The organism is Poseidonocella pacifica, assembly GCF_900111875.1.
Taxonomy (GTDB): Bacteria; Pseudomonadota; Alphaproteobacteria; order Rhodobacterales; family Rhodobacteraceae; genus Poseidonocella; species Poseidonocella pacifica.
Genome location: NZ_FOJU01000006.1, coordinates 14,519 through 36,527 on the forward strand (window position 1 = coordinate 14,519; position 22,009 = coordinate 36,527).

Genomic DNA, 22,009 nt, shown 5'->3' on the forward strand with positions numbered 1-22,009 from the left:
TCCCATTGCAAGCATGCCACGGCGTGAAAAACCTCTGACCGTCATAGTAAACCTCCTCGCACTCGTTGCTCTCATCGTATAGTCGTTCTACTTAACCGAATATACCGCATAGGTTGCAACCGTTGCTGAGCTTTAGTTCATGAGTATTACCAATAAGCTGCGGCTCGCGGTGTGCGGGGTTGCAGTCCTAGCGATCGCCACCGTGATATTCTCTGCATATGTGATCCACTCCCTTGGCAAGGATCGACAGATCCTGACCGAGCGCCAGGTTCCCCTCTTCATCGAAGTTGACGAACTTAACCGCGACACGTTCGAAGAGCTTTCGCTGGCAGCATCTCTCTTCGTAACGGGCCGGACCGGTGCCGACAACGCGTTGGTTGAACTGACCGCCATATCGGACGCGTTCACAGACAAACTCGAAGGACTTGATCGTTTCGGGGATAGCGAGTTCACAGGTGAACTGCTCGTTCGTCAGGAAAACATCCAGCGACAGATCCAGCGCCTGCAAACGCTCAGCTCCAACATCGACGGCGCGCGTGACGCGGCGGTGGCGGCGCTCGCCAGGGCAATTGACGGGATCATGCCCGCGCAGGAATTCCTGCTTCGCGATATCGAAAACTTCAGCATAGCGCCCGAAACACCGGGCGGAGCGCCCGCCATCGCACGTTTGCGGCGCCTTGTCTCAGTCGACTCCGACGTTCGCGCGATCATCGAAGCGCTCGATGAGCTGCGGCAAACCTCAGAAAAGGGCCGGGTGGAGCAAATCAAGTATCTTATGCTTGTGCGTCTGCGCGACATAACCTTTGCCCTGACCCGCTTGGAAGATCGTGAGTTGCGCTCCGCCCTTGCACGGCCAGTCACTTCCCTGCGGCGCGGCATTCTCGATGGCACAACGCTTGGTGCGAAGGAAGAAGAGGCAGGGCTCAACCAGCTTTTCCTCGACACGACCAGCAATCTGGTCGAAGCCCTGAATGAACAGCGCAGTGCCACGGTCGATCTCGTCAATACACAGCGGCTTGAGATCGCCGAGTCCAGCCGCGTGCTGAACGTGCGGACGCAATTGTTCAATACGGTGCTCGTCCTGCTCGCGATCGTCGCCACGCTTCTTAGTGTGAGCATCCTTTATTTCATCATCGAACGGCAAGTCGCAAAGCGGCTGGCAATTGTTGACAGCAACCTGCGAAATATCACGGCTGGCAACCTCGCTCCGTCCCGCGATATCGCAGGCAGCGACGAGATTGCCCGCATCAACCACGCCGTCGACAGTCTGCGTTTGAACACGCTCGTGCGAGAACGGCTCGAGAAGGAACTGCGGGACAAGACCGCTCTGGCCGAAGCGAGCGCCGCGGCCAAGAGCAATTTCCTGTCCATGATGAGCCATGAGGTGCGTACGCCACTAAACGCTATCATGGGGCTGTTCGAGTTGATCGAAGGCGCGGATATCCCAGAGAGACAAAAACGCAGGGCGGTGAACGGACGGCTGGCAGCAGAGGGCCTTTTCGAACTTCTGTCCAAGGTCCTCGACGCAGCCCGTCTTGAGGAGGAGCAAGTCCCCATCGACCGGTCGCAAGTCGAAACGGGAGAACTTCAGGACTTCCTGAGTGGAACCCTCGAAGGGGCTCTGGCCAAACACAGCAAAACCGACACAGTGACCGCCAGCGTAGAGATGGCGCCTGACACGCCGCGAACGGTTCTGACCGACTATGCCCGCGTCAAACAAATTTCCGTCAACCTGATCGACAACGCGGTGCGTTTTACCGATAGCGGCGCGATCAAGATTTCTCTCGCCCCCGGTGTGACCCCGCAACCCTCGCTCGCGCTAACAGTTCGGGACTCGGGGATGGGCATACCCTCCGATCAGTTCAAGCGGATCTTCGAAAGTTTTCAGCAGGTTGACGGAACAATCACCCGTCGCCAGGGCGGGAGCGGATTAGGTCTTGCTATTTCCAAGAATCTTGCGATCCTGCTAGGCGGTGATCTGTTGGTCAAGAGTGCCGTCGGTGAAGGGTCAGAGTTTACCTTGATCCTCCCCGTGAAACCCGTGTCGAATACAAAGGGTATGCAATCATGAGCCTTTCAGTACTAGTCGTAGAAGATGATGCCCAAAGCAGGTTCATGGTCACCGAGATGCTTGATGAGTTGGGATATGAATTCCACGAAGCATGTAATGGCGCTGAGGGAATTGAGCGGTCCTTGGATCTCAGCGACAAGATCGATCTGATCCTGATGGACATTCATATGCCGCTGAAGTCAGGGGATGAGGCCGTCTCCGAGATCCGTACAAGCCTCCAAGATCCGCCCAAGGGCATTCCGATCATCGCTGTGACTGCCGATACCGCTTGGCATAATCGGGACTACGTACAGTCGCGCGGGTTCGATGGCGTCCTGAGCAAACCGGTTTCCCTCTCGCGCTTGCGCTCGACCCTCGAGGCGGTTCGCGCTGCGTAGCGCAAAGGACTCAGCCAACTTCATGCATAAACGACACAAGCCGCTTCGTATGAAGCGGCTTTTTCAGTCTGCGGGGGAAGAAGCAGGTTGGGAAGGTGGTGCTCAGGCTGGGTGCTGAGAAACCTCCCTGCCCGATCGTCCCGCGAGATATTCCGCGACGGCTGCAAGATCTGAGACATTGATCGGCTTGCGCAGGAGCCACGAAACACCGGATGCAACCTGCGTATGGTCACCCTGAGCGAACATGCCGGATCCCGTGACCATAAGTATTGAGGCGCCCGGATGACGGATCGCGATCCAGTCCGACAGGCTCACCGTGTTTCCGTCTTCGACAAAGAGGTCCAGCACGTAAAGATCGTACCGCGCCCTCAGAGCGCACGCAGTGGCTTCCTTGGTGGAAGACACACAAAAGCACTCGAAGCCGGTATCTTCGAGCGTTTCCTTCCATGTGAAGGACAAGTGAGGATCGTCTTCAACTATAAGCGCTTTCATACAACTCGTCCCTACTACGTGTTGAAGCCTCGCAATTGTTCACTAACAAATCGTTACATTACCCCGCCGACCGTGGCTCTGACCTGACGGAAACAGGCAAATTTCTACCTTGTTCGCGCCTAACATGCAAAGGGATCAGGACCGCCCGGCAGAAAAATTGGTTAACGGCGGTTAACTCTTCTCATAACAAGGGAGAGATTTACGGCCTTTTCACTTTCTATCCAGCCGCGAGCCTGTGACCTGCCATGGGATATTTCCTCCGCCGTCGTTTAGAGTCGGCCCCAACTTGAGGACGAACAATCCAGCGATCGAGATTCACGGACGAACTGATCATCGGCAGCTTGGCCCAGCATGAGGCCGGCGCGAAGTGTGCCGACTTGTGCCGTAGAAACGGCATGTCGGAAGGCACTTTCTTCGACAGGAAATCCAGTTTCGGTGGCATGATGGTGTCGGAGGCCAAAGGGCCGAAGTCGCACAAGGATGAGGACGCGAAACTAGAGAATCTTCTGGTCGAGCAGATGCTGGACCTGGCGACGACGAAGGGTTCGGTGGAAAAGAATGGTAGGGCCGCCGTGAAGCACAAAGCGGTCGCGTACCTTTCGGGCCGGTCCCGGCCTTTCGGAGCTCCTAGCCTGCCGGAATATTGACGCGGATCGCAAGATGGTCTGCTAGCAGGCGCAGCGTACCCCGGATACGAAACTGCGCGGCCGCTCGCGCGAGTTGGCCAACGAACGCCGGCGGTTCGGCTACAGTCGGCTCTTCGCTGCTGCGCCGGGAGGACAGGCCTTCCGGCATCAACCGGGCAAGCCAATGCAGCATAGCTTTGTGGAAAGTTTCAACGGGCGTATGTGGGACGAGTTGCTCAATGAAACCATATTCAAGAATCTGGCTCATGCCCGTGTCGTGATCGCGGCATGGGCGGATCACTAGAACACCGAATGACCGCATTCAGCCTTGGATTACGAGGCACCAACAGACTATGCCCGGACCCTGCCCACCACAATCGCCCGCCCCGCGGCGCGAAATGAAAGCTTTGCGCGTCGGACGATTGCTCAACCCGCGCCAATCGACCGAAACACCAACCGGGCTCAAATCGCGGCTGGATAAAAGTTCAGTGGCAGGTCAGTTGCTCGCGGGATTGGCATGGAACAAACGCCGAAAAACCGAGCAACGGATCTGGGGTGGTGAGCAAAGCAAAGAGAGCGCCCTAAAGGCACGTGACGAAACACCTCATCGCTATCGCGGCTTCGGTGTACACGCAAAATGCGCTCAGCGGATGTTGTCGCAACTACGGTGAAACCTCCAATGTGCCCGCATCGCCGTTCAAAACGGTTAGTGAAGCCTGACTTGCTCGCCAAGTCGATCAACTGGATTACGATACCGAACCTCGAGTAAATAAAGGCTCTCCCTTTAGGTATCAAAGGAGATCTATGTAGATGTGAACAATATCACCCTCGTTGTTCAACATGGATATATCCAAGAAGCCTCCATCCAGTTCCCTTGCCTCCAGGTCCTGCACTACGCCACTAGGATGGAAAACCTGAATTCTATCTCCTTCAAAGGGATCAAAATCGGTGATCGTGGATCTGCCAGAAGAAAGGGTAAACTGAAAGGTGTCCGCACCAGATCCACCTGACAGCGTATCCCCACCGGCCCCGCCGAAGAGAATGTCATTTCCATCTCCTCCGTCGATCAGTTCCATGCCGGGCGTACCCCAGATAACGTCATCTCCATCGCCGCCATACAACTTGAAAAAAGCCTGATCACTGACTTCTTGGTACGAGGTAAGGTCAATCACGTCATCGCCCGCACCACCCTGAATTTCCTCGATTCCATCGAAGCGGTGCCTCGCATCGACTCCGGAGGGGGGGTCCAGCGCGACGGAAAGCGCGGAGGCGTCGAGAATAAGCGCTGTGCTCTCATCACTCAGAAAAACGGTGTCATACCCCTCGCCCCCGATAATGAACGAAGACACGACCATTTTTCCAGATAGATCCACATACTGGCCGGTTCCAAAGTGTGCCGAAGAAGACGCATTCAGCACGACTTCCTCAGCGTAGAATTCACTGCCTTGATGGAAGAAGCGGTCATTGTCCTCTCCGCCATCTAGAATGTCCGCAGAGCTATCGAAATAAAATGTATCATCCCCAAGGCCACCAAACGATTTGTCGTTTGCTGTCCCATCCGTGGAGTATAGCACATCGTTTCCGCTCCCTCCCGAAAGAATGTCCTGCCCCAGACCGCCATCAAGTATATCGTCTCCAGCCCCTCCCCAAAGGACATCGTTGCCGCTGAACCCGAAGGCCTCGTCGTTTCCAGCATTCCCGAATATATAATCAGATCCGGAACTACCATAAACCGTATCATGCCCCTCGGACGCATCTATAATGAAGTTCTGTACGGCTTGGATTGTGTCGCGGGTCTCTGTACCAACCAGTGTCATCAACGCGCCGTCGTGATGCTGTATAAGCCTCAATTCTTCGGAGCTAAGCGGAATCTCGAGCGAGAATGAAAGCTCTGATGTTGCTGAACCCGAAATGAGTGCCCCCACCTCACTTTCTTTCAGATCTAACGTCAATATTGCGGTATCCCACGACATCAAATCAAATTCAAATATTCCGCCCGTTTCAATTTTTGGAGAAGTGTATGAAGTTAATACAGGCTGGGAACTGGCATCCAAATTATCTAAGGTATTCCCGTGCAGGGAAACTAAGGACGCGCTCGCCGTGGCCATGTTCAAACCAAAAACGGCTACGTCAAGACTCACACCTTCCCAGCTTGTATCAAAGGCAGATATGAAACCGACTACCCGATCCGCATCACCGAAGAAATACGCCACCGCATCCGCGACCCCGTCCTCATCGAAGTCAAGAACACCTCCACCATCGAGCACGAAAAGATCGTTTGTCAGGTTGCGAAGAAGTGCAAACGCAGCCCCGCTATATGTCAATGTCTGTTGTTCGCCGGATCCGCGAATCAAACTGTTCTGAGATGTTTGCAATGCCGGCCAAACGTTCAATTCGTCCACCCCGCTTGAAACGAGATGGTGAAACTGGCTAATCAGTCCGATAGCCGCTTGCGAACCGGATATTTGGTTTGACTGGAACGCCGAATTTTTCTGATTCCACTCTGTCACTACTCTTCGAAGTTCGGACGAGCTTTCTCCCGAAGCCTCGGTCCATGCACCGACTCGCTCATCCCACATTTCAAAAAGGTATAGGTCACCCTCAACCTCATTCTGTCTTTCATCATAGTTTTCAAGCGTCGCTGTCGTGTAAGAGTGTACACTTATCCCGTCCAAGGCGGCGACAGCATCGGCGACAGACGCTACGTCTCCTCGCCCCTCCCCGACATCGGTGTCGAGAAATGAATTTATAAGTAAGTTATTTCCTTTATCCCCCCACTCAAAGAAGGCAGCTTGCCCGATAATATCTGGGTCGTCAGCAAGATTAAGTTCAGTCAGAGCCTCGTCGATCCATACCGAAAAATTTCGGAGGATATATGCATAATCTTCTGCAGTGGCGAAAATATCCCCGGCATGCCCATCTATCCACGCACCAAATTCATTACCAATTTCGAACTGAGCGATTTGACCACCGAATTCAGACTGGAAAATACTAGTGATGAAGGACTGTATTTCATGCTTCACCTGGCTGTAGCCATCGGCAGAACCGTCAGTGAGTTTCTCGAAGTACCGCGCCGTGGGTATCACGACTGTAACTGATGCATTCTCTTCTGAGGCATACTTCAGAAAGTCTGCCAGTGGCGTGATCTGGGTAACATCGTCGGGATCGTGAAAGTTGTGCGCATCTATGGTGTGCCCACCCGCGCCCGAGATATGTCTATCGTCACTGAGATCGAAGTACTTTTCTGAAAGAGTTCCGCCGGGATACCGTAGGTTCGTGATCCCGAGAGAACTGGCAGCGGATTTGAATCCCCCCGACCCTTCAATGGATTGCTCCATGAAATGACGATCGGCCAAATAGTTTGAACCGAAGTGATCTGTCCCGATCATTGCGGTGCCAAGTTGCAGGTCGATCTTCATATGGTCCCCCGGTTTTGGTCAGGACCATAATCGTCTTAGGGGGCATACTTTCGGTTACCGGAATGGGGCCAATTTGTGACCTTTCACGAAGCTTTTAAAGACCTGAGCCGCTTATGTCTAAGGCTCTGCGGTCGAAAAACTTGAGTTTTCATACTTTGCGCTGAGGCCGATGAGCAGGCACCTCTGCCTGCAAGCAGATGCGGCAACGCTTAACAGGTGAAAGGGAAATTTCCGCTATCAAGGGCGGCCACATGGGTACCCAGGCGCCCCAACCTCCTATCGCCCCACGCGGGGACACTGCAGATCGTAACAATAAGCAACGCTGTTCTTAAAAGCTCGGCCAAGTGGTATCGGGGAGATGAACCGTAGTTCAGCCTCCGATTTCGATACCTGAATGGCAGGCTGCCGTGCTCGCAAGCCGCAAGAAAGGAAAATTGGCCAGATAGCTTGTAACAATTGCCTCGGCCCGCCCTATCCAGACACTCGGCAAGTAGGCCGGCGAGACAGGTGCCGGCCAACCTGCGGATGATGGGCCGGGGTAAACGCCCTTTAGGCCACCAGGGCGCGAGGATCCGCGGAATGATCATCGCCCATGCTGTCCTGGCGTCCGTCTACCGAGGCACCATTGGCGGTAAATCGAGATACGGTAAGGGTAAGCTTCTGCGCTTCCTCCAACAGCTTTCTGGTGACGATCATAGTTGCCTCAAACATCCCTGCGTTCTGCTGTGTGGCACCGTCCAGTTCGCCAGTTGCCGTGCTGATTTCGGATATCCCGCTTGCTTGCTCTTTTGCCGAGGCAGAGATGTCGCCCACATGCTCGGACACCTCTATGATCGAGGTCACGATCTCTCTGAGGACTTCGCCGGTCTTGTCGACCATCTCCACACCACGTTTTACCTGTGTTCCGCTTTGGGAAATGAGCGTGTTGATTTGGCGCGCTGCGTCGGAAGAACGTTGTGCAAGTTCCCGCACCTCCGAGGCCACAACCGCAAAGCCTCTGCCCGCCTCTCCGGCCCTCGCCGCTTCGACACCGGCATTCAGAGCAAGAAGGTTGGTCTGGAAGGCAATATCTTCAATCACGCGGATAATGACGGAGATCGAATCCGACGAAGATTTGATCTCATCCATGGCCGCAACGGCCTGTTCAACGATGGCCGCGCTGTCTTCGGCACGTGTCTTTGCACCGCGCACGATATCATTGGCCTTGTTGGCCCCGTCGGCCGCTGACTGAACAGATGCCGTCAACTCGTGAAGAGCCGCCGCAGTTTGCCCCAAGCTCGCTGCCGCCGTTTCGGAACGCTCCGACAGTTCGGAATTGGAAATGGATATTTCATCCGTTCCCGCGTTGACCGCTTCGGCACTGCTGGCAATCGTGTCGATCACTTCCTTGAGGGATACGACTGCGGCATTGTAATCGAGCCGCAACTGATCATAGCCAGAGACGAAGGGCGTTTCGATGAGCGCATCAAGATCGCCTGCGGCAAGCTTCTGCAATCCGGTTGCGAGCGATGTGACAACCGCGCTCTGCTCTTCGTGGCGGGCGCGGCGCTCGCGCTCCGCCTCTTCGGCGATCTTGGCGAGCCGTGCGTCTTCGGCTTCCTTCGCTTCGCGCTCGCGTTGTTCTGTATCTTTTTCGCGTTGCAACTCGCGCTCGGCTCGTTTCTGCCGTTCGATCTCGGCCGCTTCCCGCAGCGCGAGTTCCTGCTCCTGCAAAAGCCTGTTCTCCTCCACGCTCTTACGGAAGATTTCAACTGTACCGGCGATAGATCCGACCTCGTCTCTGCGATCGCGGAAAGGAACGTCGACGGTGGTCGTACCCGCCACAATTGTCCCCATCGTTTCCACGAGGCGTCCGATTGGTTTCGCCAGTGAGCGCGATAGGATCAGCCCCAGGCCGAATGTAAACAGCAGTGACGCGACAACGATTGTGCCAACGCTGAACTGAGCCGCTGCCGAGGCGTTGCTGGCCGAGATCGACCCCGCTGCCTTGGCGGCGAGGACACGCTCCACCAACGATGCGGTGATATCGACGAACTCCAACACCTTGGTATCGAATGCGGCTTGAGTTTGCTCCGCATTTGCGGTCGCTTGCAACGCGCGCGTGTGGGCATCTACGATATTCGTGTCGCCAGCCAGAAACTTGCTGCCCTCCTCAAACGCCGCGAGAGCCTCTGTGAGCGCAGCTTTCTGATCGGGTGCCAGCCGGGGCATGAGCTTCTTGACCTCGCGCTCGAATGCTGCCCCGATTGCGCCCATCTTCTTGGCAAGCTTTTGAATATCGGCAGGTTCCGTAAGTGCGAGCATCTGACTCATGGTTTCGCTCTGAAGCACGATCATCGTGCGCAGGCCATATGCACCGCGCAGAGCAGGATAGGTATCACCCATGACGCCCTGAACCTCGGCCGACAACAGATCGACCGTCGCCTTTCCGCTCTGAACCATTGTTCGAAGCTCGTCTTCTTTTTTGTTCATCTGCGTCTCTGCAGATCGTGCAATTTTCTCAAGCGCCGTGATGGCTTCAGCGTCGAGATCTGCCTTTTGCGCCGTGATTGTATCGAGCGTGGTTTCCGCCGAAATTCTATTCGTCAGTGTCGTGACGAGTTGCTGGGCCAATGCAAAAAACTGATCGCTCTCAGTATGCGCGGTCGCGAGTGCAACTTTCGCCTCTTTCCCTCGGATAAGGCTGTCCAGCGTGGAAAGCTCGGCATTGATACCGCTCTGAGCTTCCTCAAGGTTCACCGCCTCACGACGCAGCAACTCAATATCGCTTGACGCGATCGCATTGGCCACACCTGCGCGAATGTCTTGGGCAAGGACCTCCGCCTCATAGGCCGCCTCGGTAATCGGATCGAGGTGTTCGGCGCTCTCTCGGCGTATCCCGTCAACAACAAAGAGCGACAGCAAACCTGCGCCACCAGCCATCACAACGAACCCACTTGTTACAACGTTGACCAGCAGCACTTTGGCTCGGATCGACAAATTGGCTAGCTTTCGCCCGAATGGCAGACGAAATTGGCGAATTGCTTTCATTGTGGGGCTCCACTCAATGCGGGTTGGCGCGAAAACGGGCGGCCGGCATCATGCCGCCCGCCCCAGCAGTCGTTTAGTTGGAAACGACTACGGCCTCAGACGGTTTGAACACCTGAACCCGGTTGTTCGCAGTATCCGCGACGTAGATGTAGCCAGTCGATGCGTCGACGGTCAGCCCGTGCAGGTTTCCGAACTGCATTACGCCATCGCCGGTTTCGCCAAAGGCGGTGATGAAATTCCCGTCCTTGTCAAATACGGAAACGCGGTCATTGCCGATCTCGGAGACGTATACGTTGTCGTCCGCGTCAAAACCGATACCAGCCGGTGATACCAACTCGCCGTCGCCGGATCCCGTGCTACCAAAGCCGAAGATGAAGTTGCCATCCGCATCATAGACCTGAACGCGGTCGTTCTTGAGGTCCGCTACATAGAGCGTGCCTTCGGAGTTGAACTTTGCCGATTCCGGGTTGTTCAAGAGACCCTCTGCAGCATCGGGTTCGATATTCCCGCCATCTCCGAACATATAGAGAAAGTTGCCGTCAAGATCGAAGACATTGACACGGTGGTTGCCCGCTTCGGGCATGTAATACTTGCCATCGCGAATGTCGGTAAACTCGGACTTGAAGTTCTGCCCGGCTTCGGAACCATACTCGCTGAACGTGCTCAGCCACTCATAGCCAGCATCATAGACCTTCACTTCGCCCGTATCGTAGTCGGCTATGAAAATGCGACCATCGTCAGCGATCGAGATGCCCTCGGGCTTGGTCAGGCTTCCGTCCTCGAACCCCTTGCCGCCGAAACGAGCCTTGAAAACGCCGGTCGTCTTGTCGAACACCTGAACATAGGCGTGCGCCGCGTCTGTTACGAGGATGTTGCCGGCAGCATCGAATGCGAAATCTTCGACATATTGGAACTGGCCTTCCCCATCACCTTCGGAGCCGAACGTCATGACGTGCTCGAACGTAGGTTGAGCGAGAACGGCAGAAGCGGCAAAAAGGCTTGTCGTGGCGGCTAGCGCGGCAAAACCGCAGCGGGCTGATGCGAACATGTATGGTGTCTCCTAGAGTTGATTTGCACCGTCCGCTCTAAGCATCATTTGTTAATGCAACATTCCGGCCAGAGTTCGATCTAGAGACAATTTTACTCGCGTCTGCGGGATTAGAAGGAGTCTAGGCCAGAGCCATTCATCCTCGCCGCACAGCTTTGAAGCGGGTGAAGTCGCACGCGCCAGAAGACGGCTTCGTACCAGTTTCTCTGTAAAAAATGTAGGGGGATGGTGGTCCCAGCTGGATTCGAACCAGCGACCTCTCGCTTCGGAGGCGAGCACTCTATCCAGCTGAGCTATGGGACCATCGAGTTCAGAGCGTTTTCAGCGGCATTCAAATGACCCGCCTCGGACACCCCGATATATCACGTACCTTTTACCATCTCACAAGCCCTAGGGCCTAAGGGTGATGCCGCCGAAACTCAGCGACGTCTGCCTTGGGCGCAGCGTATATGGCATCATGCTTTGGCCTGCAACGGTGTAAATCGCACTCAGGCGAAGAGATCGTGCGCCAACTCAAGCGCATCCACCAGAACGTCAACCTCGGCCTCCGTATTGTACATGCCGAAGGAGGCCCGACACGTCGCAGCGACGCCCAGATGGTCCATGAGCGGACCGGCGCAATGATGGCCGGCGCGGACCGCCACGCCCTTCTTGTCCAGAATGGTGGAAATGTCATGCGCATGCGCGGGGCCGTCCATCGTGAACGAGAATATCGCTCCCTTGCTCTCGGACGTGCCCTGAAGCTGCAACCAGTTCAGCCCCTTGAGTCGCGACATGGCGTAGTCTCGCAGCCCCGCCTCATGAACAGCAATGTCGCGCATCCCAATTGCCATCATGTATTCGAGCGCGGCGCCCAACCCGATCGCCTGAACGATCCCCGGCGTTCCAGCTTCGAATTTCATGGGCGCGTCGGCATAGATCACGCGGTCCTTGTGCACCTCCCGGATCATGTCTCCGCCCCCCATGAATGGTCGCATCTCGGCGAGACGGGCGGGTGCAACATAGATCGCGCCAGAAGCCGACGGACCATAGAGCTTGTGACCGGTGATCGCATAGAAATCGGCGCCAAGCGCGTCGAGATCCAGCGGAGTATGCACGGCCGCCTGACTTCCATCGACGAGCACCGGCACGCCTTTGGCGTGGGCCCCTTCGATGATGGCCTTCACGTCCACGAGCGTGCCAAGCACATTGGACATATGCGTCACGGAAACAAGCTTGGTGCGGGGACCGATAGCGTCGATGACCGCCTGCGGATCCAGATCCCCCCGGCTATCAACATCGACCCACTTCAAAACCGCGCCTTGTCGCTCTCGCAAGAAGTGCCAAGGCACGATGTTGGCGTGATGCTCCATGACCGACAGGACGATCTCGTCGCCCGGCTCAAACCGCGGCATGGCCCAGCCATAGGCAATCGTGTTGATCCCCTCCGTCGTCCCCGAATTGAGCAGGATGCAGCTTTCATCCGCCACCCCGAGAAAGCGTGCGATGGTGCCCCTCACGGCCTCATATTTCTCTGTCGCCAGGTTAGACAGAAAATGAAGCCCGCGATGCACATTGGAATACTCTTCCGCATAAGCACGGGTGATCGCATCGATGACGACCTGCGGCTTTTGCGCGGACGCGCCATTGTCGAGGTAGACGAGCGGCTTGCCGTTCACTTCGCGGGAGAGGATGGGAAAGTCCTCGCGGATAGCATGGACATCATACATTCGGGAAGGTTCCTTGCGGGGGTGCACCGATCAGATTGGTAACCGTGGCCAGCAAAAGCGACAATCCGACGAGCGCCAACAGAAACTGTGCGAGCGCGCGCGGCACAGTTCCAAAACGCTCGACTACCGCGAGCAGGACCAGAAACACCCAGAAAAGATAGAGCGAAGACGCCAATGTAAAGATTACGGACACGGCAGCTGGCGCGATGAGCGCGATACCGGTCTGCGCAAACTGAAAGACGATCATCAGGAATTGCTGCCAAACCACGAGAAGGGCGATGTCACCGAACCGCGCTTGACCGTTGAGAACCCGCCCGCCAAGGTACAGCGCGCCCGCGAATAGCCCCAGATTGACCAACAGAAACGCGGTCACGCCGATGGGCGTCAGTCGGGAGATGATAGACAGGGTCGCAGGCATCTCGGCGCCGCCGGAAACCAGGGACAACAGCATGTTGGACGCAAAGAAGGCCAAGGCGCTGAGAACCCCGACGAGGATGAAGGCAAGCCAAAGCACCTCCTTCCCCGGATTGACCGCAAGAAGAAGTCCCGCAGCGTCTCGAGGCTTGGTAAGTGTGAGGCGCAGGAGGCCACCGATATCGGAAAGATTCATATCGACATGCCTCAGATGCTTTCTGCAACGAGATCAGCGCGCGTTTCCGCAATCCGCAAACCCGAGAGCCAGAACCACAGGAAAACCCCAAGCCAGACAAGCCCCACTGTTTGGAGCGCGGGACCTGCGCCGACGAACCCCGCCGTCAGCCCATGCAGCAGCAAGATTGGCGCTGCCGCAAGCCAGGACCAGAAAAGAGCTATGCGCGTTCCGTAAAAGCTCCCCCGGCCGCCAAACAGACGCGCGACCAGATGGCTAACGCTAGCCAGCGCATAAAACGCGAGCGGTGCGATGAAGACCCAAGCCAACAGCGCCCCGCCCAAGGTCGGATTGATATCCGTCCCTTCTAGATGCGCGTCGCGCGCAAGTCGGGGCCACTGCGCGACAAAGGTAAGCACGCAGCCCCCCATGAGGTAGGCGAGCGCCCGGTCCTCTCGTGGCGGCCCTGCGAGTAGCCGGCGCATGACACGCCCGGGCCCGCGGTAGGTCGCCACAATATCGCTCGCCACAGGCATCAGCCGCGCCGGCGTTCGAGCCAGCGCTCGATGCGAGTGTTGATCTCTGCTTGCAGGTCCTGGTCCTCAATCTCTTGGACGGCCTCGGCCAGAAAGGCGAGCGTCAGAAGATCCGTGGCGATCCCATGGGGAAGACCGCGCGAGCGAAGGTAAAACAGCGCCGTCTCATCAATGGCCCCAGATGTGGACCCGTGCGAGCACGCCACGTCGTCGGCGTAGATCTCAAGCTCCGGCTTGGCGAGAAACTGGCTGTCTCCGTCGAGCAAGAGAGATTGAGAAATCTGGTAGCCATCCGTCTTCTGGGCTCCGGCCTTCACAAGGATTTTCCCCTGGAAAACCCCCACCGCGCCATTGCGAAGCACTTTCTTGAAGACCTGACGGCTTTCGCAATTCTCCGCATCGTGCGTGATAAAGACGGTATCGTCATGCACGAAATCGCCATCTCCGACACAAGCACCCGCCACGTGAGCAATAGCGTCATCGCCAGTCAACTCGATCACACATTCGTTGCGGGTAAGTGCGCCATTCGCCGTCATTGTAAACGACTTGAACGCAGATTCCCGCCCCAGACGCGCAAAGATATGCGTCGCCGCCCGGCGTTCGTGATCCCTGCCCTGCGCCCGGATGTGGTGGAACTTGCCGGTATCAGCGATGTCCACCTCCAGCACCTTGTTCAGACGCGCGGCAGCCGGGCCGTTCTCCAGCAGAGTGAACTCCGCGCCCTCTTCCACCTTTATGACGTGGTGAAGCAGTACATCCGATCCAGTCGCACGATGCTCGTAAATCAAATTGACGGGCTTCGACGGCGCGCCGGTCACGCGGATCACGATACCGTCCGCAGCATAGGCCGTATTCAGCGCCGCAAGGGGGCGTTGCACTGGCGTCTGACCATTTGTCTCCAGCGTCCCGTAAAGGTCCTTTGCCCAATGTATGTCCTGCGTGGCAACATCGGCCAGACGGGAAATCTCGATCCCTTCAAGCGTGAGATCATCGCTATCCTCAGCGGAAAACACCCCATCCACGAAGACGACCTTCAGCCGGTCGAACTCATGAAAGAGTTGTTCGTCATCATCGTCGAACGTCGCTGCTTGAGGTGCCTCGGGTTGAACCAGCGTCTCAGGGCGGGTGTATTTCCAATACTCGTCACGCGCGCCCGGAAGGCCCATGTCGCTTACCCGAGCGAGCGCGGCCTCCCGAATTTCCGTGATCCACTTCGCGCCATCGGGACGGGTCATCGCCGCGAGCCGCGCCTCCGTGGCGGTCTGTTTGACCTGCGGCAGAGCCATTACGCCACCTCCGCTTTCATATCGGCATAGCCATTCTTTTCGACTTCAAGGGCCAACTCGGGACCGCCTGTCTTGATGATGCGCCCGTTGGACATGATGTGGACCACATCGGGTTTAATGTGATCAAGCAGGCGCTGATAGTGTGTGATGACAAGGAAGCCGCGCCCCTGATCGCGCAGCGCATTCACGCCATGCGCCACCAGTTTCATCGCGTCAACATCAAGGCCCGAGTCCGTCTCATCAAGGATGCACATCTTTGGCTCGAGCATCGCCATCTGGAGGATCTCGTTCCGCTTCTTTTCCCCGCCGGAGAAGCCGACGTTGACCGGGCGTTTGAGCATGTCCGCGTCGATCTCCAGTGAGGCTGCACGCTCACGAACGAGCTTCAGGAAGTCGCTCGCGCTGATCTCGTCCTCGCCGCGCGCTTTGCGCTGTGCATTCACTGCGGTGCGCAGGAAAGTCATGTTACCGACGCCGGGGATTTCTACCGGGTATTGGAAAGCCAGGAACAGGCCCGCAGCGGCGCGCTCTTCAGGCTCCATTTCAAGGATATCCTCGCCGTCGAGGGTGGCGGTACCTTCGGTGACCTCATAGCCGTCCTTGCCAGACAGAACGTAGGACAGTGTCGATTTGCCCGATCCGTTGGGGCCCATGATGGCATGAACCTTGCCCGCCTCAACGGTCAGATCGACGCCTTTCAGGATCTGCTTGTCTTCTTCTTCAAGTTTCACGTGCAGGTTCTTGATTTCCAGCATGTTTCTTCCCTTCGTCTCTGCGCCTTCAAATCGGACGCTGTATCAGTTCCATGATCCGCAGGAGGTTTTCGGCCTCAATCCCGCGGGGCTCTATCTCGAAACGGGCCATGCGGCCCCGGATCTCGGTTGGGCGGATGAATTCCTCCACCGCCCGGTATTTTTCGCGTGTCGTATAGTCGTCGAAATACAGGGTGACGGGCTTCGGAGATCGGAACAGGGTCGCAAGAACACATCCGACCCGAAACCGCCCATCGACCAGAACCACATCGGGGTCGACACCTTTTTCATCCCAGATACCAAGGGGATATCTGGAAAAGTTACGCCATCCCTTCGGCCCCTCCGGCATTCCCCATTCCGTCGTCGGCCCCAGAGGCACATGGTGAACGATCACAGGCGACAAACCGGGGTGAGTTGTGATCCAAGCCCGCATCGACTTGGCCCATTCAGGATCGCTTTCAACCGTGTGTATGACCTTGCCGGACATGGACGCCGCCATAGCCGTGCTGCCGCCCGATCCATACTCAAGGATCGAGCCGGCACGCCCATAGGCTTGGCGCAGCCAATCTGCCTCTTCGGCAGGAAGCATAAGCTCCGGTTTGTCGATCACCGCCGCCATATCCTAGCCCAGCTTCACCGCCGTGCCCGACGCACTGACCATCAGCATTGAATCCCCGACGACCTCGTAATCGAGATCCACGCCGATCACGGCACTCGCCCCTAGCACCGCCGCGCGCTCCTCAAGTTCGCGCAATGCCGTGTCGCGCGCATCCTGAAGTTTGGATTCGTAGGCACCGGATCGCCCGCCGACCACGTCAGTAATCTGCGAGAAGAAATCGCGGAAAACGTTCGTGCCCATGATGGCCTCGCCCACAACGATGCCCAGGTATTCGGCCACCTGATACCCCTCAACCGAGGGAGTTGTCGTCACAATCATAACTCGCCTTCCCAAGTTTCGCTTCTATCGGGCCATCGACCCCATTGCGGGCAAACCTTATCAGCCCACCGAGCCTTCCAGCGAGATCGCCACAAGCTGCTGTGCTTCCATCGCGAATTCCATCGGCAGCGCTTGCAGCACTTCCTTGCAGAACCCGTTCACGACAAGTGCCACGGCCTCCTCTTCATCCATCCCGCGCTGGCGGCAATAAAAGAGTTGATCATCGTCAACCTTGGAGGTGGTGGCCTCGTGCTCGCAACGAGAGGAATTGTTTTTCACCTCGATGTAGGGGACCGTATGCGCGCCGCAGTCGCTGCCTATGAGCAGACTGTCACACTGCGTATAGTTCCGCGAATTGGTCGCCTTGGGGTGCATAGAGACGAGACCGCGATAGGTATTCTGCGCCTTGCCGGCGGAAATCCCTTTGGAAACGATACGGCTTTTCGTGTCCTTGCCCAGATGGATCATCTTGGTGCCGGTGTCGGCCTGCTGATGATTGTTCGTGATCGCGATTGAGTAGAACTCGCCCTGGCTCTCCTTGCCGCGCAGAATGCAGGACGGATATTTCCACGTCACAGCCGAACCCGTCTCCACTTGCGTCCACATGACTTTGGACCGATCCCCACGGCAATCCGCGCGTTTCGTCACAAAGTTATAGATCCCGCCCTTGCCGTTCTCATCACCGGGGTACCAGTTCTGGACTGTGGAGTACTTTACCTCCGCGTCTTCCTCGAGGATGATTTCGACAACCGCCGCGTGAAGCTGCGCCACATCCCGCTGCGGGGCCGTGCAGCCCTCAAGGTAGGATACATAGGAACCCTTGTCCGCTATGATCAGCGTCCGCTCAAACTGTCCGGTATTTTCGGCGTTGATGCGGAAATAGGTCGACAACTCCATGGGACAGCGCACGCCCGGCGGTACATAAACGAAGGATCCGTCCGAGAAGACAGCGCTGTTGAGCGTCGCATAGAAGTTGTCGTTCACCGGAACCACGGAGCCGAGGTACTTCTTCACCAACTCGGGGTGCTCTCGGATCGCTTCGGAAATCGAACAGAATATCACCCCGGCCTTCGCCAGTTCCTTCTGGAAGGTCGTGCCAACGGACACGGAATCGAACACCGCATCCACCGCGACTTTCCGTCCTTCGGCGGGCGCATCTTCCGCGCCTTCGACACCAGCGAGGATCATCTGCTCCTTGAGCGGAATGCCAAGCTTCTCATAGGTTTCGAGAAGCTTCGGATCCACCTCATCAAGCGATTTTGGCTTCTGGTCAAAGCTTTTGGGCCGCGCATAGTAATACTGGTTTTGAAAATCGATCTCAGGGTAATCGATCATCGCCCAGTCAGGCTCTTTCTTCTGGAGCCAGCGTTCATAGGCCGCCAGACGCCATTCGGTCATCCACTCCGGCTCTTCGTTCTTTTCGGAAATGAGGCGCACGATATCGGGGGTCAGCCCCTTCGGCGCATACTCCATCTCTACGTCAGTATTCCAACCGTACTTGTAGGTCCCGCTCAGCCCGCGAACGGCCTCGACGGTTTCCTGATCGACGCCTTCCTTGACGTTGACATCATCCAAAGCTGCCATGTCCTGTCTCCTTCTCGCTCACGCCGCGCGGGCGCAATGCCGTTCGTATTTCATCAGCCACGTTTCTGCGAAACGCAGCACATCCTCTTCCGTGGTATCCGGGCCCAGCGATACGCGGATCGCACTGGCAGCCTCGGCCTCATCGTATCCCATGCACCGCAGCACCCTGCTGGCCTTGACCTTGCCGCTTGAACAGGCGCTGCCGGCGGAAATGGCGAACCCCGCGAGGTCCATCTGCATCACTTGCGTCTCACCCTTCCAGCCCGGTGCGATCATGCAACTCGTGTTGGGCAGCCGCCGAGAATGCTTCCCGACAAACGTAATATCCTTTGCCGCCAACTCAATGGTCGCCTCCATCAGGTCGCGAAGTCCCGCCACACGGTCCCAAACCCCGTTGTTCAGATCCGTTGCGGCCGCTTCCGCCGCCGCCCCGAACCCCGCGATTCCGATGACGTTTTCCGTACCGGAACGACGCCCCATTTCCTGCCCGCCGCCGCGGATCTGCGCCGTGACATCGGTGCCTCTGGGAAACACGATCGCACCGATCCCCTTGGGCCCGCCAAGCTTGTGCGCAGAGACGAGCCCCATTTTCGCACCCGTCCAGTTAAACGCGAACGGCAACTTCCCGAAGCCCTGGGTCATGTCACATACCGCGATGCCCTCGGGAAACTCTTGCACAACTCCCGTCTCGGAATTGGCGAGTTGCAGCACACTGCGTCCGGGGTCTTCCACCTTCACCATACCGCCCCGATCGACGGCGAGGTCGGGGGTGATCCAAGCGGCCACCGCGTCATGTTCGATATCCGCGCCCGAAAGCTGCTGCCCGCAACATGCCAACGCTGCCGCTTCCGTCGCACCGGAGGTAAAGACGATATCCGCGCCTTCCGCCCCAAGAGCTGCGGCAACCTGACCCCGCGCACGTTCGACGATGGCCTTGGCCGCCCGCCCCTCTGCATGAACAGAAGACGGATTGCCGACGGCATCCATGGCGACGACCATCGCGCTCCGGGCCTCCGGCCGCAGCGGCGCTGTGGCATTGTAGTCGAGATAGACCCGCTTCATCAGCTACGTTCCACTCCGCCGAATGTGCTCATTCGTCCACAACCGCAAACAGGTTGGGCACCGCAGGACAGGGGGCGAGATCATTTCCGATCACATCCGACAGACGCGTCTGGTGCAGGAAGACATAGACATGTGCAGAAAGCCCTTCCCAAAGGCGGTTGGTCAGGCTCTGTGCGCGGCTTCCCGACACGCCGCCCGAAGCACCTGCCCCGGTGTGCATGGCCGAAACAGTCTCATCCACAGCCGCGAGCACATCCACCACCTTTATCTCCGTCGCCGGGCGCGCCAAGCGGTACCCACCGCCCGGCCCGCGCACCGACATCACCAGTTCGGCGCGCCGGAGCTTGACGAAGAGCTGCTCCAGATAGGGCAATGAGATATCCTGACGCTGGGACACATCTCCAAGCGTCACCAATGCCCCATCTGACTGCAGCGCCAGATCGGCCAGCGCCACCATAGCGTAGCGTCCTTTGGTCGACAGTTTCATTCCCGCATCCCCGCGACTCGTTGACCTCGCCCCTCAGAGTCCCTAAACCCCGTCGGGCTGCGGGGTGCAACGCCCCGCAATTAGAACAGTTCTAAGGTGTCCCAGCGAATTCGTCAAGAATTCACGGGACGCCGCTGAGGAGACACCGCTTTATGCCCGAGGTTATCTTCCCCGGTCCCGATGGTCGGCTCGAGGGCCGCTACCATCCCCAGCGGGACAATGATGCGCCGATTGCCATAATCCTTCATCCCCATCCGCAGTTTGGCGGGACGATGAACAACAAGGTTGTCTACAACCTGCACTACGCTTTCTACAACATGGGCTTCACGGTCCTGCGGTTCAATTTCCGCGGGGTCGGGCGCAGTCAGGGCGAGTACGATCAGGGCATTGGAGAGCTGTCGGACGCGGCTTCGGCGCTCGATTACTTGCAGTCGATGAACAACAACTCCAAGCATTGCTGGGTTGCGGGATTCTCTTTCGGCGCGTGGATCGGAATGCAGCTGCTGATGCGCAGGCCGGAGATTACCGGTTTCGTATCCGTATCGCCGCCCGCCAACATGTACGACTTCTCGTTCCTTGCGCCCTGCCCCTCTTCCGGGCTGATCATCAACGGCGCTGCCGACCGCGTTGCGCCGCCCGCCGACACGACCGCGCTTGTGTCGAAGCTGCATGAACAGAAGGGCATTACGATCACTCACGAAGAAGTCGAAGGCGCAGGCCACTTCTTCGAGGACCCGCATATGGATCCCATGATCAATACGGTCAGCGATTATGTGAAGCGCCGCCTGACGGAATCGACCCGGTAGGCTTCAGCGCAAGACCGTTGCTTGCCGGTTCAACTTCAATGGAAAAAGGGGCCCGAATGAGGCCCCTTTTTTACATTTGTGTCTTCGCTGAACCTCAGCCTTTGCGGCGCAACCGAAGCGCACCGAACGCGACAATGCCTGCACCGAGAAGGGGCAAGCCCGCGGGCAGAGGGACTGGTGTGGTTTCCGAAAAATCAAGCGGTTGGACATGGATTTGCGCCTGCGCGGTGACTGTGTCGGCGAAGAGCGAACCTTCGATGTCCGAGGAAAAGAACACATCAGACCCCTTGGCGAGGACCTGTCCGTAGATTGATCTCTCCAGACGCAGACTATCGAAGCCAAGGAAGTTCCAGATCACGTTTTGCGAAATGGACTTGTCCCCCAGAAAGTTCGACTGAAGCGCGAACTCCTTGTCGGTCGCCGTCGCACGGACATTTACAACGATACTGTCCGCGCCGTTGAGCTTGAGTTCGACGTCGCGGTGCGTGAAGTCTGCCTCGACGAGGTCGTAAACAGACACTCCGCCGATCGCTGCAGTATCGAGAATGATCCGGTTCGAGAAAGTCGTCTTATCAGCTGCTCCGGTCGCCACCACAACTCCAAGGGTGTCGGAGAACGTAGACATCACCGTGCCAAATGCCAGTGGCGGTACCGCCGGCGACGAACTGGTGGCCGCATCCATGAAGGTAGGAACGCCGGTAAAGCTCGCCGAACCGCTATTGAGAACCCGGACGCTCGATGCCGTCGCATTTACAAGGATCAACTCATCAAAGAGCGAAGGCACGATGGAGTCTATGTTGGCGTGATTGATTTCCGCAAGGTTCCCCGTCATCCCCCCTCCGATCAACGCCCGACCATGTACATGGAGCGAGTTTACCGTGACGTCGCCCGTAGTAATGAGCGAGAATTCACGGAGCAACTCCACGGCGGAAAGCGAGGCCGCTTGTGTGACCGCCGGAAACACCGCCGTGATTGCGGCTAAAATAATCTTCTTCATATGTAGTTACCTTCTAATGTCCGATTTCAGCAGGCATGTGTTGACAATTTTCAGCTAAACCAGAATCAGAAATATCAATTGATTTACCCTACGTAATATAGGCTTGAGTATACAGCAGACTAACCTTTGAGGTGGGCTGTCACGACCTTGGTGTAACAAGGTAAAGTATACAACTGTATGCCATCTTTCACTGCGTCTCGG

Annotated in this window: 18 protein-coding genes, 1 tRNA gene and 1 pseudogene; 4 read left to right on the forward strand and 16 right to left on the reverse strand. The window is 57.1% G+C overall.

What is annotated here, in order from left to right; genetic code table 11:
* Positions 1–139 precede the first annotated feature (139 nt).
* Both BM234_RS15750 and BM234_RS15755 read left to right on the forward strand, forming a co-directional pair.
* A complete protein-coding gene (locus tag BM234_RS15750; protein WP_092066754.1) occupies positions 140–2,071 on the forward strand; it encodes a sensor histidine kinase in 1,932 nt (643 codons plus the stop codon).
* On the forward strand, positions 2,068–2,448 hold the full coding sequence (locus BM234_RS15755; RefSeq protein WP_092066755.1) for a response regulator: 381 nt from the start codon (positions 2,068–2,070) through the stop codon (positions 2,446–2,448). Before BM234_RS15750 ends, BM234_RS15755 begins: the two co-directional genes overlap by 4 nt.
* A 102-nt stretch (positions 2,449–2,550) precedes the next feature.
* Here BM234_RS15755 and BM234_RS15760 read toward each other — a convergent pair whose 3' ends face one another.
* Positions 2,551–2,940, reverse strand: coding sequence for a response regulator (locus BM234_RS15760; protein ID WP_092066756.1), 390 nt, complete (start codon positions 2,938–2,940; stop codon positions 2,551–2,553).
* A 299-nt stretch (positions 2,941–3,239) separates the two neighbouring features.
* Here BM234_RS15760 and BM234_RS15765 point away from each other — a divergent pair.
* Positions 3,240–4,047, forward strand: a pseudogene (locus tag BM234_RS15765) (integrase core domain-containing protein).
* A gap of 310 nt (positions 4,048–4,357) precedes the next feature.
* Here BM234_RS15765 and BM234_RS15770 read toward each other — a convergent pair.
* From BM234_RS15770 to iscR, 14 genes are all read right to left on the reverse strand, one after another.
* On the reverse strand, positions 4,358–6,985 hold the full coding sequence (locus BM234_RS15770) for a calcium-binding protein (RefSeq protein ID WP_092066757.1): 2,628 nt from the start codon (positions 6,983–6,985) through the stop codon (positions 4,358–4,360).
* A gap of 549 nt (positions 6,986–7,534) precedes the next feature.
* The gene (locus BM234_RS15775) at positions 7,535–10,015 is read right to left on the reverse strand and encodes a methyl-accepting chemotaxis protein (RefSeq protein ID WP_092066758.1); all 2,481 of its coding nucleotides are present in this window, start codon (positions 10,013–10,015) and stop codon (positions 7,535–7,537) included.
* 73 nt (positions 10,016–10,088) lie between these two features.
* Positions 10,089–11,063: a 6-bladed beta-propeller gene (locus BM234_RS15780; RefSeq protein WP_092066759.1), complete on the reverse strand. Its 975-nt coding sequence runs from the start codon at positions 11,061–11,063 to the stop codon at positions 10,089–10,091.
* Between the two features lie 226 nt (positions 11,064–11,289).
* Positions 11,290–11,366 (reverse strand) — tRNA-Arg (locus tag BM234_RS15785).
* 185 nt (positions 11,367–11,551) lie between these two features.
* Entirely contained in the window at positions 11,552–12,772 is a 1,221-nt protein-coding gene (locus BM234_RS15790) for a cysteine desulfurase (RefSeq protein ID WP_092066760.1), read from the reverse strand.
* Positions 12,765–13,382 (reverse strand): YIP1 family protein, encoded by a 618-nt coding sequence (locus BM234_RS15795; RefSeq protein WP_092066761.1) that lies wholly within the window; start codon positions 13,380–13,382, stop codon positions 12,765–12,767. Before BM234_RS15795 ends, BM234_RS15790 begins: the two co-directional genes overlap by 8 nt.
* 11 nt (positions 13,383–13,393) lie before the next feature.
* The gene (locus tag BM234_RS15800; protein WP_092066762.1) at positions 13,394–13,897 is read right to left on the reverse strand and encodes a YIP1 family protein; all 504 of its coding nucleotides are present in this window, start codon (positions 13,895–13,897) and stop codon (positions 13,394–13,396) included.
* Complete coding sequence (locus BM234_RS15805; RefSeq protein ID WP_092066763.1) at positions 13,897–15,183, reverse strand: SufB/SufD family protein; 1,287 nt, start codon at positions 15,181–15,183, stop codon at positions 13,897–13,899. The genes BM234_RS15800 and BM234_RS15805 overlap by 1 nt, the downstream gene beginning before the upstream one ends.
* A complete protein-coding gene (gene sufC / locus BM234_RS15810) occupies positions 15,183–15,938 on the reverse strand; it encodes a Fe-S cluster assembly ATPase SufC (protein WP_092066764.1) in 756 nt (251 codons plus the stop codon). Before sufC ends, BM234_RS15805 begins: the two co-directional genes overlap by 1 nt.
* Positions 15,939–15,963: 25 nt before the next feature.
* A complete protein-coding gene (locus tag BM234_RS15815) occupies positions 15,964–16,554 on the reverse strand; it encodes a hypothetical protein (RefSeq protein WP_092066765.1) in 591 nt (196 codons plus the stop codon).
* Between the two features lie 3 nt (positions 16,555–16,557).
* A complete protein-coding gene (locus BM234_RS15820; RefSeq protein ID WP_092066766.1) occupies positions 16,558–16,872 on the reverse strand; it encodes a heavy metal-binding domain-containing protein in 315 nt (104 codons plus the stop codon).
* Between the two features lie 60 nt (positions 16,873–16,932).
* Positions 16,933–18,456, reverse strand: coding sequence for a Fe-S cluster assembly protein SufB (sufB, locus tag BM234_RS15825; protein WP_092066767.1), 1,524 nt, complete (start codon positions 18,454–18,456; stop codon positions 16,933–16,935).
* An 18-nt stretch (positions 18,457–18,474) separates the two neighbouring features.
* The gene (locus tag BM234_RS15830) at positions 18,475–19,518 is read right to left on the reverse strand and encodes a cysteine desulfurase family protein (RefSeq protein WP_092066768.1); all 1,044 of its coding nucleotides are present in this window, start codon (positions 19,516–19,518) and stop codon (positions 18,475–18,477) included.
* A 28-nt stretch (positions 19,519–19,546) separates the two neighbouring features.
* Positions 19,547–20,005 (reverse strand): Fe-S cluster assembly transcriptional regulator IscR, encoded by a 459-nt coding sequence (iscR, locus tag BM234_RS15835; protein WP_092066769.1) that lies wholly within the window; start codon positions 20,003–20,005, stop codon positions 19,547–19,549.
* A gap of 152 nt (positions 20,006–20,157) precedes the next feature.
* Here iscR and BM234_RS15840 point away from each other — a divergent pair, with 152 nt between their 5' ends.
* A complete protein-coding gene (locus BM234_RS15840) occupies positions 20,158–20,811 on the forward strand; it encodes an alpha/beta hydrolase (RefSeq protein ID WP_092066770.1) in 654 nt (217 codons plus the stop codon).
* A gap of 94 nt (positions 20,812–20,905) precedes the next feature.
* On the opposite strand, the gene BM234_RS15845 is transcribed toward BM234_RS15840, so the two are convergent.
* Positions 20,906–21,808, reverse strand: a complete 903-nt coding sequence (locus BM234_RS15845; RefSeq protein ID WP_092066771.1) for a collagen-binding domain-containing protein — start codon at positions 21,806–21,808, stop codon at positions 20,906–20,908.
* Positions 21,809–22,009 lie beyond the last annotated feature (201 nt).

Excerpts from the sequence above, each read along its gene's own strand:
- BM234_RS15780 (WP_092066759.1), bottom strand. The coding sequence starts at position 11,063 with ATGTTCGCATCAGCCCGCTGCGGTTTTGCCGCGCTAGCCGCCACGACA.
- sufC (WP_092066764.1), bottom strand. The coding sequence starts at position 15,938 with ATGCTGGAAATCAAGAACCTGCACGTGAAACTTGAAGAAGAAGACAAG.
- sufB (WP_092066767.1), bottom strand. The coding sequence starts at position 18,456 with ATGGCAGCTTTGGATGATGTCAACGTCAAGGAAGGCGTCGATCAGGAA.
- BM234_RS15840 (WP_092066770.1), top strand. The coding sequence starts at position 20,158 with ATGCCCGAGGTTATCTTCCCCGGTCCCGATGGTCGGCTCGAGGGCCGC.
- BM234_RS15815 (WP_092066765.1), bottom strand. The coding sequence starts at position 16,554 with ATGGCGGCGGTGATCGACAAACCGGAGCTTATGCTTCCTGCCGAAGAG.
- BM234_RS15845 (WP_092066771.1), bottom strand. The coding sequence starts at position 21,808 with ATGAAGAAGATTATTTTAGCCGCAATCACGGCGGTGTTTCCGGCGGTC.
- iscR (WP_092066769.1), bottom strand. The coding sequence starts at position 20,005 with ATGAAACTGTCGACCAAAGGACGCTACGCTATGGTGGCGCTGGCCGAT.
- BM234_RS15805 (WP_092066763.1), bottom strand. The coding sequence starts at position 15,183 with ATGGCTCTGCCGCAGGTCAAACAGACCGCCACGGAGGCGCGGCTCGCG.
- BM234_RS15775 (WP_092066758.1), bottom strand. The coding sequence starts at position 10,015 with ATGAAAGCAATTCGCCAATTTCGTCTGCCATTCGGGCGAAAGCTAGCC.
- BM234_RS15795 (WP_092066761.1), bottom strand. The coding sequence starts at position 13,382 with ATGAATCTTTCCGATATCGGTGGCCTCCTGCGCCTCACACTTACCAAG.
- BM234_RS15770 (WP_092066757.1), bottom strand. The coding sequence starts at position 6,985 with ATGAAGATCGACCTGCAACTTGGCACCGCAATGATCGGGACAGATCAC.
- BM234_RS15760 (WP_092066756.1), bottom strand. The coding sequence starts at position 2,940 with ATGAAAGCGCTTATAGTTGAAGACGATCCTCACTTGTCCTTCACATGG.
- BM234_RS15790 (WP_092066760.1), bottom strand. The coding sequence starts at position 12,772 with ATGTATGATGTCCATGCTATCCGCGAGGACTTTCCCATCCTCTCCCGC.
- BM234_RS15755 (WP_092066755.1), top strand. The coding sequence starts at position 2,068 with ATGAGCCTTTCAGTACTAGTCGTAGAAGATGATGCCCAAAGCAGGTTC.
- BM234_RS15750 (WP_092066754.1), top strand. The coding sequence starts at position 140 with ATGAGTATTACCAATAAGCTGCGGCTCGCGGTGTGCGGGGTTGCAGTC.
- BM234_RS15800 (WP_092066762.1), bottom strand. The coding sequence starts at position 13,897 with ATGCCTGTGGCGAGCGATATTGTGGCGACCTACCGCGGGCCCGGGCGT.
- BM234_RS15830 (WP_092066768.1), bottom strand. The coding sequence starts at position 19,518 with ATGAAGCGGGTCTATCTCGACTACAATGCCACAGCGCCGCTGCGGCCG.
- BM234_RS15820 (WP_092066766.1), bottom strand. The coding sequence starts at position 16,872 with ATGATTGTGACGACAACTCCCTCGGTTGAGGGGTATCAGGTGGCCGAA.